16 protein-coding genes are annotated in these 16095 nt (G+C 63.1%); 7 read left to right on the top strand and 9 right to left on the bottom strand.

Annotated features, from left to right (window positions below):
- Positions 1-186 precede the first annotated feature (186 nt).
- The 8 genes from M9H71_RS24290 to hemJ all read right to left on the bottom strand — a co-directional run bounded on the left by M9H71_RS24290 (position 187) and on the right by hemJ (position 8677).
- Entirely contained in the window at positions 187-444 is a 258-nt protein-coding gene (locus M9H71_RS24290; protein ID WP_455407428.1) for a hypothetical protein, read from the bottom strand.
- Between the two features lie 24 nt (positions 445-468).
- On the bottom strand, positions 469-1359 hold the full coding sequence (locus tag M9H71_RS24285; RefSeq protein ID WP_455407427.1) for a ParB/RepB/Spo0J family partition protein: 891 nt from the start codon (positions 1357-1359) through the stop codon (positions 469-471).
- Positions 1360-1538: 179 nt separating this feature from the next.
- Positions 1539-2393, bottom strand: a complete 855-nt coding sequence (locus tag M9H71_RS24280; protein WP_455407426.1) for a ParA family protein — start codon at positions 2391-2393, stop codon at positions 1539-1541.
- A 21-nt stretch (positions 2394-2414) separates the two neighbouring features.
- Complete coding sequence (gene rsmG / locus M9H71_RS24275; protein WP_455407425.1) at positions 2415-3089, bottom strand: 16S rRNA (guanine(527)-N(7))-methyltransferase RsmG; 675 nt, start codon at positions 3087-3089, stop codon at positions 2415-2417.
- Between the two features lie 176 nt (positions 3090-3265).
- Positions 3266-5134, bottom strand: a complete 1869-nt coding sequence (mnmG, locus tag M9H71_RS24270) for a tRNA uridine-5-carboxymethylaminomethyl(34) synthesis enzyme MnmG (RefSeq protein WP_455407424.1) — start codon at positions 5132-5134, stop codon at positions 3266-3268.
- 156 nt (positions 5135-5290) lie between these two features.
- On the bottom strand, positions 5291-6619 hold the full coding sequence (gene mnmE, locus M9H71_RS24265; RefSeq protein ID WP_455407423.1) for a tRNA uridine-5-carboxymethylaminomethyl(34) synthesis GTPase MnmE: 1329 nt from the start codon (positions 6617-6619) through the stop codon (positions 5291-5293).
- Positions 6620-6709: 90 nt separating this feature from the next.
- A complete protein-coding gene (rho, locus tag M9H71_RS24260; RefSeq protein ID WP_110787015.1) occupies positions 6710-7975 on the bottom strand; it encodes a transcription termination factor Rho in 1266 nt (421 codons plus the stop codon).
- A gap of 261 nt (positions 7976-8236) precedes the next feature.
- A complete protein-coding gene (gene hemJ / locus M9H71_RS24255; protein WP_455407422.1) occupies positions 8237-8677 on the bottom strand; it encodes a protoporphyrinogen oxidase HemJ in 441 nt (146 codons plus the stop codon).
- Between the two features lie 454 nt (positions 8678-9131).
- On the opposite strand from hemJ, the gene M9H71_RS24250 reads away from it, so the two are divergent.
- The 4 genes from M9H71_RS24250 to dnaQ all read left to right on the top strand — a co-directional run bounded on the left by M9H71_RS24250 (position 9132) and on the right by dnaQ (position 12008).
- Positions 9132-9971 (top strand): pyruvate, water dikinase regulatory protein, encoded by an 840-nt coding sequence (locus M9H71_RS24250; RefSeq protein WP_110787016.1) that lies wholly within the window; start codon positions 9132-9134, stop codon positions 9969-9971.
- Positions 9968-10576 carry a Maf family protein gene (locus M9H71_RS24245; protein WP_455407421.1) on the top strand — a complete coding sequence of 203 codons (609 nt, stop codon included), beginning with the start codon at positions 9968-9970 and terminating at the stop codon, positions 10574-10576. The genes M9H71_RS24250 and M9H71_RS24245 overlap by 4 nt, the downstream gene beginning before the upstream one ends.
- A 97-nt stretch (positions 10577-10673) precedes the next feature.
- Positions 10674-11273 (top strand): dephospho-CoA kinase, encoded by a 600-nt coding sequence (coaE, locus tag M9H71_RS24240; RefSeq protein ID WP_455407420.1) that lies wholly within the window; start codon positions 10674-10676, stop codon positions 11271-11273.
- Between the two features lie 36 nt (positions 11274-11309).
- Complete coding sequence (gene dnaQ, locus M9H71_RS24235; protein WP_455407419.1) at positions 11310-12008, top strand: DNA polymerase III subunit epsilon; 699 nt, start codon at positions 11310-11312, stop codon at positions 12006-12008.
- Positions 12009-12180: 172 nt separating this feature from the next.
- Here the strand turns inward: dnaQ and secB are convergent, their stop codons facing one another.
- A complete protein-coding gene (secB, locus tag M9H71_RS24230) occupies positions 12181-12660 on the bottom strand; it encodes a protein-export chaperone SecB (RefSeq protein ID WP_455407418.1) in 480 nt (159 codons plus the stop codon).
- A 467-nt stretch (positions 12661-13127) separates the two neighbouring features.
- On the opposite strand from secB, the gene M9H71_RS24225 reads away from it, so the two are divergent.
- The 3 genes from M9H71_RS24225 to M9H71_RS24215 are packed head-to-tail and all read left to right on the top strand — an operon-like array spanning position 13128 to position 15896.
- Positions 13128-13835 carry a Tim44/TimA family putative adaptor protein gene (locus M9H71_RS24225; RefSeq protein ID WP_455407417.1) on the top strand — a complete coding sequence of 236 codons (708 nt, stop codon included), beginning with the start codon at positions 13128-13130 and terminating at the stop codon, positions 13833-13835.
- A complete protein-coding gene (mltA, locus tag M9H71_RS24220) occupies positions 13813-15309 on the top strand; it encodes a murein transglycosylase A (protein WP_455407416.1) in 1497 nt (498 codons plus the stop codon). The genes M9H71_RS24225 and mltA overlap by 23 nt, the downstream gene beginning before the upstream one ends.
- Positions 15310-15314: 5 nt before the next feature.
- Positions 15315-15896, top strand: a complete 582-nt coding sequence (locus tag M9H71_RS24215) for a Smr/MutS family protein (protein ID WP_455407415.1) — start codon at positions 15315-15317, stop codon at positions 15894-15896.
- Positions 15897-16095: the final 199 nt, after the last annotated feature.

Below are 16095 nucleotides of genomic sequence, written 5' to 3'. Positions count from 1 at the left end.
CCGGCTCGCCACACGAGACCCCTCTCGTTCGTCATTCCGGGGCGCCGCGCAGCGGCGAACCCGGAATCCATACTCCCGGCGCTCGCGAGAGCGCACGGCGGTGTATGACGAACCATTGACGGCAGTGGTTATGGATTCCGGGCTCGCGCAGCGTCGCTGCGCGCCCCGGAATGACGAACGAGAGGATCACGCCGAATGATTCGTCAGATTGCAGCGAAGATTGCTATCAATCCAACACCACACACCTACAAGCCTATCCAGCCCGCGAGATCGCGACGCACAGAGATACGTACCATTGGGAAGACGCTTGAAGCCGGAGCAGTTGAACGTCTGGCCGGGGGACTTCATCGTTTGCACACGAATTGTCCCAAACGACAGCACAGGCAACAACACGCGGGCCGTGCTGTAGCCGATGAGGTCGAGCAGTACATCGACAACAACCACTCGCCCTCTCCGTTACAACCCGAACTAACCGCCCGCTTCCAACCGCCGGATGATGTCATCGAGCTGGTCGAGGTCGGCGTAGTGGATCTGGAGGGCGCCGGCGCCTTCATGGTCGTCGATCGTCACCTTCATGCCGAGCACATCGCTGAGGCGCTTCTCGAGCGCCACCGTGTCGGCGTCCTTCACCGGCTTGGCGGCAGCCGTGGCGCGCGGCTTCTGCGGCTTGCGTTCCGGCACGCCTTCTTCGTGGGCAAGCGCTTCGGTCTGCCGGACATTGAGACCTTCGGCGACGATCCGCTTGGCGATCGCCGATGGATCGGGCAGACCGATCAGCGCGCGGGCGTGGCCGGCGGTGAGTTCGCCCGATGCGATCAGCGATTTGACATCGTCTGGCAGCTTGATCAGCCGCATCATATTGGCGACGTGGCTGCGGCTCTTGCCGACGATCTTGGCGATCTCTTCCTGGCTGCGATTGAACTCGGCCGCGAGCGCCTGATAGCCGAGCGCCTCTTCGAGCGGATTGAGATCCTCGCGCTGCACGTTTTCGACGATCGCGATTTCGAGCGCGAGCGCGTCCGATACGTCGACCGGAACGATCGGCACTTCGTGCAGACCGGCGCGCTGTGCCGCGCGCCAGCGTCGTTCGCCGGCGATGATTTCGTAGCGATCGGCGCTGCCCTTCACAGGACGGACGACGATCGGCTGGATCACGCCGTGCTGCTTGATCGAATCGGACAGTTCACCGAGCTCGGCATCGGTGAAGGTGCGGCGCGGGTTGCGCGGGTTGGCCTTGATGAATTCGATCGGCACCTTGCGCTGAGCGCGCGGCCGCTCGGCCTGCGTGGCCTCGCCGCCGACGTCGCCGATCAGACTCGCCAGGCCGCGCCCCAGTCGCGAACGGTGCTCATCGGCCATCGCCGGCTCCCTTGGATTCACGTCGCTACTCCGCACTCATATAATCAAAGTTGTTAGTTGTTGTCGTCATTGCGAGGAGGCGAAGCCGACGAAGCAATCCAGTCTTCGTCGGGTATCGCTGGATTGCTTCGCTGCGCTCGCAGTGACGAAATGCAGCACCGCAGCCCGCCGCCTACCCTTCAATGGGGCGCGCGAAGCTCGCGTTCGCGCTGGATCACTTCGGTGGCGAGCTTCAGATAGGCTTCGCTGCCGACGCATTTCAGATCGTAGACCAGCACCGGTTTGCCGTAGCTCGGTGCTTCCGAGATCCGCACGTTCCGCGGGATCATGGTGTCGTAGACCTTCTTGCCCATGAACTGACGGACGTCGGCAACGACCTGGCTCGACAGATTGTTACGGCTGTCGAACATCGTCAGCACGATGCCATGGATCGTCAGGCTCGGATTGAGGTTGGCACGGACCTGCTCGACGGTCTGTAGCAATTGCGACAGACCTTCGAGGGCGAAGAACTCGCACTGCAACGGCACCAGAATCGCATCCGCCGCGGCCATCGCGTTGACGGTCAGCAGGTTCAGTGACGGCGGGCAGTCGATCAGCACGTAGGTGTAGTCGAGCGGCGGATCGATGTCCTTGTTGAGCACGCCGATCGCGTCGCGCAGCCGGAACGCGCGGTCGCCGCGATGGCCGAGCTCGAGTTCGAGGCCGGACAGATCCATCGTCGAGGCAGCGATGTGCAGCCGCGGCACCGCGGTTGCGACCACCGCATCGCGCAGCGGCGCCTCCCCGGCCAGCACGTCGTAAGTCGAAGTATTGCGATCGCGGCGGTCGATCCCGAGGCCGGTCGAGGCGTTGCCCTGCGGATCGAGATCGACGATCAGAACTCGCTCGCCGATCGCGGCCAGCGCAGTGCCGAGATTGATCGCGGTGGTCGTCTTGCCGACCCCACCCTTCTGGTTGGCGAGCGCGATGATACGCGGACGCCCGGGCTCCGAATTCGCCCTATCCTCTTGATAAATCTCATCAATCACGGTCATGACAGGTTCTTCGGCTTGCGGTTATGTGCGTCGTTCGATGTGGTCGATCTCGACGATCCAGCCTTGGCCACCGGTCACGCTGGCATGCAGCTTAGGCTGAATTTTCCAATATTTAGTAGCTTCAGTCAATTCCGCTTCTACATCTTGTCCCTTCAGGAACAGCGCCTTGGTCGTTCCTGGGGTCATCAGAGGTTCGGCGAAACTGATGAGCTGGTGTAGCGGAGCGACCGCACGCGCGGTGATGCAATCGACCGCCTGTGGGAATCTATCCACGTTATCCCCGATGTCCGCCAGCATCACTGTGCCCGGCGCACCGGTCACGCGGAGCGCTTCGCGCAGAAACGCAGCCTTCTTGGCGATCCGCTCGACCAAAGTGACGTGTCCCCCGACATCCGCCATGGCGCAGGTCAACACGATGCCGGGAAACCCTCCGCCTGAGCCGAAGTCGAGCCACCGTCGCGCCTTCGGCGCAAGGTCGATCAACTGCAGCGAGTCGGCGATATGCCGAGTCCAAAGTTGCGGGAGCGTCGACGGCGCGACCAGATTGGTCTTAGCCTGCCATTGCTGCAGCAACGCGACATAAGCATTGAGACGCGCCTCGACCTCCGGTGAGATCGGCACGAGCTTCAGCGCCGCCGCCTTGTCGGCGTTCAGGCCGCAAGCCGCGGAGACGGAATCGAAGGCACGTTGCTGCATGGAACTCGAACTTCCAAAGACCAACCGAGTGGTCTTCCATGATTGTATTCTTGTTGAGCGATTCCGGCCACTGGTTCCGCCATGAATCTGACGACATCAGCGGCCTTGGACGTTTCACGTGAAACACGCGGCGGAGTCACGCCATGTTTCACGTGAAACGAAGCCGTCCACTGCAGCTAACCGGCTGACGAGCGCTTGCGCTGCTCGCGCCGCAGATAAGCCGCCAGAATTCCGAGTGCGGCCGGCGTGATACCGTCGAGCCGTCCCGCCTGCCCCACCGTATGGGGACGATGCCGCTCCAGTCGCGTCCGGGCTTCATTCGACAGCCCTGGAACCAACGCATAATCGACATCACTCAGCCGGAGGCTTTCGTCGCGCCGAAATGCCTCAACGTCGGCGGTCTGGCGTTCCAGATAGACATGGTATTTCGCGTCGATCTCAACATGCGTCGCGATTCCCGAATCGACCTGGCCGAGTTCAGGCCAGATCGCCTGAACCTGCTTCCATTCGATTTCCGGATAGGACAACAGATCGAACGCCGAGCGCCGTTGACCATCCCGGTTCAGGGCCAGTCCGTGCTTGCCGGCCTCGTTCGGGGTGATCGACAGCGACTGGGCCAGCGCTTTGGCTTCTTGAAGCGCTGCCATCTTGTGACGATGAAACTCCGCCCGCTCTACGCCGACGCAGCCGAGCGCCAACCCCTTGTCCGTGAGACGCTGGTCGGCATTGTCCGCCCGCAGAGTCAGACGATATTCGGCCCGGGAGGTGAACATCCGGTACGGCTCGGTGATGCCGCGGGTCACCAGATCGTCGATCATCACGCCGAGGTAGCCGTCGGCGCGGTCAAACACCGCGACGTTTCCTCCACCCGCGAAGAGCGCCGCATTGAGCCCCGCGACCAGACCCTGGGCCGCCGCCTCTTCATAACCGGTGGTGCCGTTGATCTGCCCGGCCAGAAACAACCCACGCAAACGCTTCGTCTGGAGGGTCGGCTCCAACTCCCGCGGATCGACGTGGTCGTATTCGATCGCATAGCCCGGGCGGAACATCTCGGTCCGCTCCAGGCCGGGAATCGTCTTCAGGATCGCACGCTGCACCTCTTCGGGCAGCGAGGTCGAGATCCCGTTGGGGTAGACGGTCGGATCGTCAAGCCCTTCCGGCTCCAGGAAGATCTGGTGGCCGTCGCGGTCTCCGAATTTGACGATCTTGTCCTCGATCGACGGGCAATAGCGGGGTCCTGTCGACTGGATCTGCCCGGAATACATCGGTGAGCGATGCACATTGGCGCGGATCACTTCATGAGTGGCCTGTGTCGTTCGGGTGATGCCGCATTCGATCTGCGGCGTCGTGATTGCGGGCGTCAGGACCGAAAACGGCTCCGCCGGATCGTCTCCGGGCTGCATTTCGACCGCGTCCCAATCGATTGTCCGGCCATCGAGGCGCGGCGGCGTCCCGGTCTTGAGACGACCGAGCGTGAAGCCAAGCGCTTCGAAAGAAGCCGATAGGCCGAGCGCAGGAGCCTCGTCGATCCGGCCCGCCGGCCAGCTCCGCTCGCCGAGATGAATCAGGCCGCGGAGAAACGTGCCCGTGGTGATGACCACCGCACCTGCAGTGAACTCCCGTCCATCAGCGAGACGGATTCCGGTCATACGGCCGTCGCGCCACAACAGCGCGTCAGCCTCTCCTTCGACAACCGATAGGTTCGCGGTCGCGCGGATCGCCGTCTGCATCGCCGCCGCATACAGCTTGCGGTCGGCCTGGGCTCTGGGCCCGCGAACGGCGGGCCCCTTGCGCCGATTAAGCATGCGGAACTGAATGCCGCCGGCATCGGCGACCCGGCCCATCAAACCATCCAATGCGTCGACTTCGCGAACCAGATGGCCTTTTCCAAGCCCGCCGATCGCCGGATTGCAGGACATCGCGCCGACGGTGGCAAAGCGATGGGTAACCAACGCGGTGGTGGCGCCGGCGCGCGCAGCGGCAGCCGCCGCCTCACAGCCGGCATGGCCGCCACCGATAACAATGACGTCGAACGAGGTGCGCATTCGAGGGTTCTAGCTCAGCTCCTGGGAGCTTTGAAGGCGAGTTGCTGTGATCTCGATACCGTACAAATCTCACCGCATTGTTTCACGTGAAACAGCCTGAGCACCGGATGAGGTCGTGGTTAACCAGTCCTTACCGACCGGCCGCCCTTCGGAGGTCTATTTACCAATGCAGAACCGGCTGAAGATCTCGCCGAGCACGTCTTCGACATCCACACGGCCAAGCAATCGCCCGAGACTGTGAGCCGCAGCCCGGAGTTCTTCAGCCACGATTTCCTCTGCCAGACCGGGAGCCAAGCTCCGTCCCAGCGCCGCAGCGGCATCGACCAGCAGCAGACGGTGTCGGTCTCGGGTGATCAGTCCCGCCTCGGCCTGGCCGAAATATTGCGCCGCAAAGCGTGTCATTTCGCGCAGCAAATCACCAAAACCCTCGCCCGTAGCCGCTGAGATCAGAAAGTCGGCTCCAGAGGACCGTAAATCCGGTTCTTCGCCCGTCTCGACGAGATCGATCTTGTTGCGCACGCGCCAGACGACCGGACCGGTGACATCCGGAGCGGATGCATCCGCCGCCGCGCTCAGCCACAACACCAGATCGGCCGCCGCCGCTCGCGACCGGGCGCGCCTCACGCCCTCCTGCTCGACCGGATCATCGCTGTCACGGAGACCGGCGGTGTCGATCACCGTCACCGGGTAGCCATCGAGGTCGAGCTGCACCTCGATCACATCCCGGGTCGTACCGGCGTGCGGCGAGACAATCGCCACTTCACGCCGCGCCAGGCGATTGACCAGGGTAGACTTGCCGACGTTCGGCACGCCGGCAATCGCCACCACCATCCCATCGCGAAGCCGTTCGCTGCGCCCCTGCTCGGCCAACACCGCAGCAATCTCGCCAGACAGCGCCGCGATTTTCGCCCGCGCCGGTGCCATCAATTCGTCCGCCACGTCGCCTTCGTCGGAAAAATCGATCCCGGCTTCGACCAGAGCCAGTGCTTCGATGATCTGGTCGCGCCAGCGCCTTGCCCGATCGCCCAGCACGCCGCCGAGCTGGCGCAGTGCCTGACGACGCTGAGCGTCCGTATCGGCATGGATCAGGTCGTCGAGACCTTCAGCTTCCGTCAGGTCGAGTTTGCCGTTCTCGAACGCGCGGCGGGTGAATTCGCCCGGCTCGGCCAGTCGGACACCTGTGAGCGCCGACAAGGTCTTGATCAGCGCCGCCGCGACCGCCCGGCTGCCGTGGATGTGCAGCTCGGCAACGTCCTCACCGGTGGCCGAGGCCGGCCCAGGAAACCACAGCACCACCCCATCGTCGATCTTCTCGCCAGCCGCATCCCGAAGATCACAACGCATCGCCCGTCGCGGCGGCGGTCGTCTCCCCGCCAGGACCGTCAGCACGTCACCCGCCTGCGGTCCGGAAATTCGAACGATCGCAATCGCGGATGGCAGCGGCCCGGTCGCGAGGGCAAAGATGGTCTGGTCGCTCGGATGCATGGGCGCTGTCTTGCCGAGGCGCCGTTGCGAACGCAAACAAAAAGGGCGCCCCGATCGGGACGCCCTCGCTCGCTCGTCGCTCCAACTCGTTCAGGTGTTCATCGAGTCGAAGAATTCCGAGTTGTTCTTGGTGTTGCGCAGCTTGTCGAGCAGGAACTCGATCGCATCCATGGTCCCCATCGGATTCAGGATACGGCGCAGCACGTACATCTTCTTGAGGAGCTGCGGATCGGTGATCAGCTCTTCCTTGCGGGTGCCGGACCGCGAGATGTCGATGGCCGGGAAGGTGCGCTTGTCGGCGACCTTGCGGTCGAGGATCAGCTCCGAGTTGCCGGTGCCCTTGAACTCTTCGAAGATCACTTCGTCCATGCGCGAGCCGGTATCGACCAGCGCGGTGGCGATGATGGTGAGCGAGCCGCCCTCTTCGATGTTGCGGGCGGCGCCGAAGAACCGCTTCGGCCGCTGCAGCGCGTTGGCATCGACGCCGCCGGTCAACACCTTACCGGAAGACGGCACCACCGTGTTGTAGGCGCGGCCCAGGCGGGTGATCGAGTCGAGCAGGATGACGACGTCACGGCCGTGCTCGACCAGGCGCTTGGCCTTTTCGATCACCATCTCGGCGACCTGAACGTGGCGGACCGCAGGCTCGTCGAAGGTCGAGGAGATCACCTCGCCCTTTACCGAGCGCTGCATGTCGGTGACTTCTTCGGGCCGCTCGTCGATCAGCAGCACGATCAGATAACACTCGGGATGATTCGCCGTGATCGAATGCGCGATGTTCTGCATCAGCACGGTTTTACCGGTGCGCGGCGGCGCGACGATCAGTGCGCGCTGGCCTTTGCCGATCGGCGCAACGATGTCGATCACTCGTGCGGACAGATCCTTGCGGGTCGGGTCGTCGATCTCGAGTCGGAACCGTTCATCGGGAAACAGCGGCGTCAGGTTATCGAAGTTGACCTTGTGCCGGGATTTCTCCGGATCTTCGAAATTGAGGGTGTTGACCTTCAGCAGCGCGAAATAGCGTTCGCCTTCCTTCGGACTGCGGATGTGGCCCTCAATGGTATCGCCGGTGCGTAAACCGAAACGGCGGATCTGCGAAGGCGAAACGTAAATGTCGTCCGGGCCGGGGAGATAGTTCGCGTCCGGCGACCGCAAGAACCCGAAGCCGTCAGATAGTACCTCAACGACGCCCTCGCCGATGATGTCGGTTTCTTTCGCCGACAATTGCTTCAGGCAGGCGAACATCAGCTCCTGCTTGCGCATCGTGCTGGCGTTCTCGACCCCGAGTTCTTCCGAAAACGAAACGAGCTCGGCCGGCGTCTTGGCCTTCAAGTCTTGAAGTTTGATTTCCCGCATGGGGGTGGTCCTGTGGAAACGAGACTGGGGGAATCGTCAGCGGAAGAAGGAGCGGAAGGAAATAACCGGAGGTCCGCAGGTCTTCAGATCGACGGCGTCTTGAGCAAGGAAGGTGCGGGAGGCTTCAAACCCGGTGCGGCGGCCGGCTCTAACGGAACCAGATCGCAACCACATTCGCCTGCTTTAGGTGGGACAACGCAACTATAGAAAATCCGTCGCATCGGCGCAAGACGATCGACAAGACACCATCGTTTCGGGCCGTCAGAACGGTTTAACGATCACGAAGATCACTGCAGCGACCATGAGAACAGTCGGTATCTCATTGATTACACGATAGAATTTATGAGATCGCGTATTCCGGTCGGCGGCGAAGTCGCGGACGTAGCGGCCCAGCATCAGGTGGATCACGGTCATCAGCACGACTGCGCCGAGCTTGGCGTGAAACCAGCCCGACGTAAAATAGCCCTGCTCCCAGGCGATCGCGAGACCGGCAACCCAGGCCACCATCATGGCCGGATTCATGATCGCCCGGTACAGCCGGCGCTCCATGACCTTGAATGTTTCGGACTGCTTCGATCCCACCTCGGCGGTGCAATGGTAGACGAACAGCCGCGGCATATACAGCATGCCGGCCATCCATGAGATCACTGCCACGACGTGCAGGGTCTTCACCCACGGATAGACATAGACCCACTCGATCATTCGATCTTCCATCCCGCTGTGCCGCGAAGCTGCGACGAGACCCGGAACGCAGGACCCGCATCGCGCGTTGACCGAATGCTCGAATGCAGAGATTTCCGCAAGCGGCACCCTTCTAATCAATATTTATAGATTCTTAAGGTTTGAGTCTAAGTGGCCGTGGATTTGACTCACCCAACGGCATTCCTGAGTTCTTCTTTCCCGATCCACATCTCAACAGCTATCCCCAGCCGCTCGACTCTATGGCGGGCTCTCGCAAGATCAGAGTGTTGCGCCGGATCGTCGCCGCATTACCGAGAGACAAATCCACATTCACCCGCTAACCTCATCACGATCCCGAAATGCTCTTCTCACCCCACCCCTGTGAAGAAAAAGCCGGGTTATCCCGACCGCGACGGCCGCGGCCCCGCTTTGGTGCGGTTCTCGCCCAGTTGTTCACAGGTTACACAGGGCCACGATGCTGACCGACGGCAGCTATTTTCATCTTCACTTGGTCTCCGACTCGACCGGCGAAACCCTGATTACGGTGTCGCGTGCGGTCACGGCGCAATACGCCAACGTCACCCCGGTCGAACACGTCTATCCTCTGGTGCGTAGCCAGAAGCAGCTCGATCGCGTGTTGCAGGAGATCGAGGAAGCGCCGGGCATCGTGCTGTTCACGTTGCTGGAGACCGAGCTGGTCAACCGGCTCGAGGCCAAGTGCCAGGAGATCAACAGCCCGAGCCTGTCGATCATCGGCCCGGTGATGCAATTGTTCGAGGCCTATCTGGGCGCCTCGACGATGGGCCGTGTCGGCGCGCAGCACACCCTGAACGCCGAATATTTTCAGCGGATCGATGCGCTGAACTATTCGATGATGCACGACGATGGTCAGCACGTCGAAGGATTGGAAGAGGCTGATGTGGTTCTGGTCGGGGTGTCGCGCACCTCGAAGACGCCGACCTCGATATATCTGGCCAATCGCGGCATCCGCACCGCCAATGTTCCGCTGGTCGCCGGCATTCCGATTCCGCATCAGCTCGAAACGCTGAAGAAACCGCTGGTGGTCAGCCTGCATGCGTCGCCGGAGCGGCTGATTCAGGTGCGGCAGAACCGGCTTCTCAGCCTCGGTGCCGGCACTGGCAACGACTCTTATATCGACCGCCAGGCGGTGACCGACGAAGTGCTGCTGGCGCGCAAGCTCAGTGCCAAATACGGCTGGTCGCTGCTCGACGTCACCCGCCGGTCGATCGAGGAAACCGCCGCGGCGATCATGAAATTGCTCGCCGACCGGCAGCGCCAGAGGGTGCCGGAATGACGCTGTGGCTCGGGCCGCAGCCGCTGGTGCTGGCTTCGCAAAGCAGCGCCCGGCAGACCGCGCTCGCCAATGCCGGCATTCCGTTCGACGCGATTCCGGCCGACATCGACGAACGCGGCATAGCAGAAGCATCCGGCCTCAGCGCGCCCGGCGAGATCGCCGCACTGCTGGCAACGCAGAAGGCGGCGTTCGTCAGCAATCATCATCCTGGCCGCCTGGTGCTCGGCGCCGACCAGACGCTGGCGCTCGGCGCACGGGGCTTCAACAAGCCGGCCGATCGCGCCGCCGCCGCAAAGCAACTGCGTGAACTCGCCGGGCGGCGGCATGAATTGCATTCAGCGATCGCCGTGGTGCGCAACGGCATCACGCTGTTTGCAGATGTTTCGATCGCACGAATGACGATGCGAGCGCTGACGGAAGCCGAGATCGAAGCCTATCTCGATGTCGTCGGCGACAAGGCCACTACAAGCGTCGGTGCCTATCAGATCGAAGGTCTCGGGGTGCATCTGTTCGATGGCATCCACGGCGATCATTTCACCATCCTGGGTCTGCCGCTGTTGCCGTTGCTCGGCTTTCTGCGTAGCCAGAACCTGCTGACGGTCTAGCCCGCCAGCGATGCGCGTCAAAACAACAAGGGGCTTCAGGGCCGATCACCCTCGGGTCTGAAACGTCTCGCGCCCAAGCAAAGACGGAGGCGACGGAATGCTGGTGCTCGGACTGACCGGTTCAATCGGAATGGGCAAATCGACCACCGCGAAGCTGTTCGCCGAAGCCGGCGTGCCGGTCTATGACGCCGATGCCACCGTGCATAAGATCTACGAGAATGAAGCCGTGCCGGCGATCGAAGCGGCGTTCCCCGGCACCACGGTCCACGGCAAGGTCGATCGCGCGCTGTTGTCGGCGAAGGTGGTGCACGACCCGGCGGCGATGAAGCAGCTCGAACAGATCGTGCATCCGATGCTGCGTGCCCATCATCAGCAATTTCTCGACGATGCCGAATCATCCGGCGCCGCGGTCGCGGTTGTCGATGTGCCGCTGCTGTTCGAAACCGGCGGCGAAAAGCGTGTCGATGCCGTGGTGGTGGTGACGACCTCGCCGGAGGTGCAACGCGAACGGATTCTTGCCCGCGACAACATGACCCCGGACAAGCTCGACGCCATTCTGGCCCGGCAGATGCCCGATGCCGAAAAGCGCAAGCGTGCGGATTTCGTGGTGGATACCTCGAACGGACTCGACCCGGTGCGGCTCCAGATCCGCGAAATCCTCGAGGCCGCTGCTAAAATGCCGCGGCGGCGCGATTGATTCGCGCCGGCGAAGCAAGACGGCTGACCAGACGCGATGCGTGAAATCGTCCTCGATACCGAAACCACCGGCCTCGATCCGCTGCGCGGCGACCGGCTGGTCGAAATCGGCTGCGTCGAGATCTACAACCGGATGCCGACCGGCCGGACCTTCCACCGCTACATCAATCCCGAACGCGATATGCCGGCGGAAGCCTTCGCGGTGCATGGTCTGTCGACCGAATTTCTCGCCGACAAGCCGCTGTTCGCTCAGGTGGCCGACGAGTTCCTTGAATTCATCGGCGACGATCCGCTGGTGATTCACAACGCTTCGTTCGACATCGGCTTCATCAATGCCGAATTGTCGCGGCTGTCACGGGTGCCGGTGGCGCGCGATCGGCTGGTGGACACGCTGCTGCTGGCCCGCCGCAAGCATCCGGGTGTGTCGAATCGGCTCGATGACCTCTGTTCGCGCTATGCGATCGACAATTCCCGCCGCACCAAGCACGGCGCGTTGCTCGACGCCGAGCTGCTGGCCGAGGTCTATATCGATCTGATCGGCGCACGGCAGTCGCAGCTCATCCTCGCCGAAGTGCCGGTCGAAGTGGTCGGAGTTGCGAACGAAAGCCGGAGACGGCAGCGGCCTTCGCCGCTTCCCAACCGGATCACCGATGCCGATCTCGAGGCTCATCGCGCTTTCATTGCCACCATGGGCGACAAGGCGATCTGGGCGGAATATCTCCCGGCCGGCGCCTGATCGTTCACCGCCCACACGACAATGTCCGGCGCCTGTGGCCGGGCATAAGAGCGAATGGCGCAAGCGGGTATTGGTGCGGACGACGAGACCGCATCGGAAAAAGAAAGAGCTCCGGCTCTGCTCGATCAGCGCCGGAGCTCTCCAGATTCGGTGAGAAAAAGTCCTGAACGGCTCAGCTCGGACGGACCTGCTGCTGATCGGATTGACGCTCCAGGTTCTGGCGATACAGACCGACGAAATCGACCGGATCGAGCATCAGCGGCGGGAAACCACCGTCGCGGACCGCGCTGGCGATGATCTCGCGGGCGAACGGGAACAACAGCCGCGGGCACTCGATCATGATCAGCGGATGCAGATTTTCCTGCGGCACGTTGAGCACCCGGAACACGCCGGCATAGGCCAGTTCGAAGCTGAACAGCACGCTGCTGCCGGATTCAGCCTTGCCGTCGATCGACAGCGTCACTTCATATTCGTTCTCGGCGACGTTGTTGGCGCCGACATTGATCTGAATGTTGATCGCCGGCTGCTGCTGCTGCGGGGCGAGCGATGCCGGGGCGTTCGGGTTCTCGAACGACAGATCCTTGGTGTATTGCGCCAGCACATTGAGCTGCGGAGGAGCACCCTCGGGAGGCGTGCCGTTACCGTTGGTCATCGATGGTTCTCCTGGAAGCGGATTTTACAGGCGGAAGCCGGCTTGGAGCCGGCGTCGCAACAATGGGCAGGTGCTTTGGCGAGTGGCTATCATACGCCCGCGGCGTTCCACAAGGTAGACGGACGCATCGGCCGCAATGACCGAGGACCGGCGCTCGATACCGGCGGGTCGCTTTCCACATCCCTTCGATCGCCCGGCAACCGCCCGTTAACCCCCGGACGGCCAGGTTCCTCGCCTTCCCCCGGTTTCCGACGGGGCTCGAAACGCGTAGACTTGCCACAATCTAGGCTCCAGGCTGCTGGCTTGGTCTTGCCAACCCCGGCGACTGTGCCAAAACGCGCCATTGGCGCGGCGCGGTTGATGCTTACATGGTGACAACCGGCTTCGCCGTCCCGCGTGGGTGCTGCAACGCCGGAACACGCAAGCCGCGCCGGCACGCCCCGGCCCGATCAGAAAGTGAATGCGACGTGGATATTTACACCATCATCTTCCTGGCGCTCGCGGTGTTCATCTTCCTGCGTCTGCGCAACGTTCTTGGTCAGCGTACCGGCAACGAGCGACCGCCGTTCGATCGTGCCGCGGCGCGCGACATGATTCCCGGCAAGCAGGACAGCAACGTGGTGTCGATGCCGGGTACGGTGATCGATCAGGCGCCGCTCGGCCCGAATGCGGACGTGGTGCCGCCTTCCGATCGCTGGAAAGGCATTGCCGAGCCCGACTCCGAACTGGAACACGGCCTCAACGCGATCGCTCAGCACGACTCCTCGTTCGACGCTCAGCACTTTATCTCGGGCGCAAAGGGTGCCTACGAGATGATCGTGATGGCGTTCGCCAACGGTGATCGCCGTTCGCTGCGCGATCTTTTGTCGGCCGAGGTCTATGAGAGCTTCGATGCCGCGATCAAGGATCGCGAGAAGAACGATCTGAAGGTCGAGACGCGCTTCGTCGCGATCGATAAGGCCGAGCTGGTCAGCGCCGAGCTGCGCGACCGGACCGCGCTGCTGACGCTGAAATTCGTGTCGCAGATGATTTCCGCGACCCGCGACAAGACCGGTGCAGTGGTGGACGGCTCGCCCGACAAGGTCGCCGACATCACCGACGTCTGGACCTTCGCCCGCGATACGAGCTCACGCGATCCGAATTGGAAGCTGGTTGGGACCGGCAGCGCCACCTGACAGGCGCGGCACTCGCCGCGCCGCTCTCGCCGGCTGCGTGCTCGCAGCCGCGCTGTTGTTTGTGCCGGGTGACGCCGATGCGCGCAGCCGGCATCATCATTCCGGCGCCCGATCGGTCTCCAAATTTGCCGAACATCATGCGCGCTACCGGCATCCACAGTGGCCGCTGGAAATTCCGGGCGGCCAGTATCTGCCGGTCACCTGGTCGGACATTCCCGGCTGGGACTCCGATGATCAACTTGCGGCGCTGAGAACCTTTCGGGTGAGTTGCCGCCCGATCCTGGCGGGTGGCCCGGCGCGATCGAACGACAAACCGCTCGGCGGCTCGCTGTGGGAGCCGTGCCGAGCGGCGCGCTCCGCGCATGTGACGACGGCGGCCGAGGCGCGCGCTTTCTTCGAACAGCACTTCGTTGCCCTGCAGATCTCGCGGCTCGGCGAGCCGCAAGGCTTCGTCACCGGCTACTACGAGCCGGTGATCGACGGCTCGTCGGTCAAGACCGACGACTACACGGTTCCGGTGTATCGCCGGCCGTCCAACTTGTTCGTGCGCGGCTACAAACAGGATGCGGCTCTGCCGAACGGCGGTCCGGTGTATCGCAAGATCGGCCGGCGCAAGCTGGTGCCGTATTACGATCGTGCTCAGATCGAAGATGGTGCGATCGATGGCCGGGGCCTGGAGATCTGCTGGCTGAAGAGCCAGACCGATCTGTTGTTCGCGCAGATCCAAGGCTCGGCGCGGATCAAGCTGCCGGACGGCCGGGTGGTTCGCATCAATTACGACGCCCACAATGGCTTTCCCTACACCCCGGTCGGCCGCATCCTGATCGAGCGCGGCATCATCCCGCGCGAAGAAATGTCGATGCACCGCATCCGGGAGTGGATGGATGCGAACCCCGACGGCGCCAAGGAGTTGCGGCGAGCGAACCGTTCCTATGTATTTTTCCGTAAGGTCGAACTGAAGGACGACGACGAAGCGGTCGGCGCTCAGGGCGTGCCTCTGACCCCGGGGCGCTCGATCGCCGTCGACAAGTCGCTGCACGTCTATGGAACGCCGTTCTTCATCGCCGGCGACCTTCCGATCGAATCTCCGACCGCGAAGACGCCGTTTCGGCGACTGATGATCGGCCAGGACACCGGGTCGGCGATCGTCGGCCCGGCGCGGGCCGATCTGTATTTCGGCGCCGGTGCGGAAGCCGGCGCAGTGGCTGGCCGGATTCGCAGCCCGATGGCGTTCGCCATGCTGGTGCCGAAGAGCATCGATCCCGTCGCGCGCGCTCGCAGCCTGCCGCCGCCCGAGCCGCGACCGCCCGCCAAAACCAAGAAACCCTCAGCGACGGCCTCGACGTCCGGTGGTAAAGAAGGAGTCTCCAACGTCGTCCCGACGCCGGATGCTCGTCCGGCCGCGGCGTTGTCCCGACCGCCCGGGCAACGTCACCGGTCCCACCGCCACCGGCATCATCGCCACTCACGCTGACTTCGATGAAACGCATCATTCCGCCGCTCGACCCGCCGATGTCGCGCCGCAAGCGGAGTCTGACCGAGGACGAGCGGGCGCTGTGGGACGGCGTGGCGCGTCAAATCAAGCCGCTGCGCGGCCGGCCGCGGCTGGTCAAAGTCGAGGCCGCGGTAGCGCCGGAGGTCGTACCGGTGATCAAGCCTGCGCCCTCCGCTCCGCCCCAACCGCTCAAGCGCGCCGCGAAGATGCCGGTCGCGACCACGCCGCCGCCGTTGGCCACGCTCGGACGGCGCGAACGGGCGCATCTGTCGCGCGGCCGCAAGGACATCGATGCGCGGATCGATTTGCACGGCATGACCCAGGCTCGCGCCCATCATGCGCTGCTGTATTTTCTGCAGCGCGCCAGTCACGATGGGCTGAGCTTCGTGCTGGTGATCACCGGCAAGGGCAAAGGCGGCGACACCGAACGCGGCGTGCTGCGCAGGCAGGTGCCGCAATGGCTCGCCCTCCCCGAATTCCGCGCCTACGTGGTCGGCTTCGACGAAGCCCATATCGGCCACGGCGGCGAAGGCGCTCTGTATGTGCGGGTGCGGCGGGCACGGTAGTTGAGCTTCGTTGCCACCACGTCGTCATCGCCCGCGAAGGCGGGCGATCCAGTATTCCGGAGCTCCTGTTACTTAGTCGTCCGTGAAGTTTGCTGAACTGGATTGATTTAGGGGTGTCGGGCGGCTTCGAGTCGGAGTGACAGCATCATCAGCAGGGCACGCAAAAGCCGTTTGAACCAGCGCAGCAGCAAGTGGAAGT

Source organism: Rhodopseudomonas parapalustris, assembly GCF_053772255.1.
Note: the sequence above shows the minus strand (reverse complement) of the source record. Positions and strands in the feature narration are given on the sequence as shown.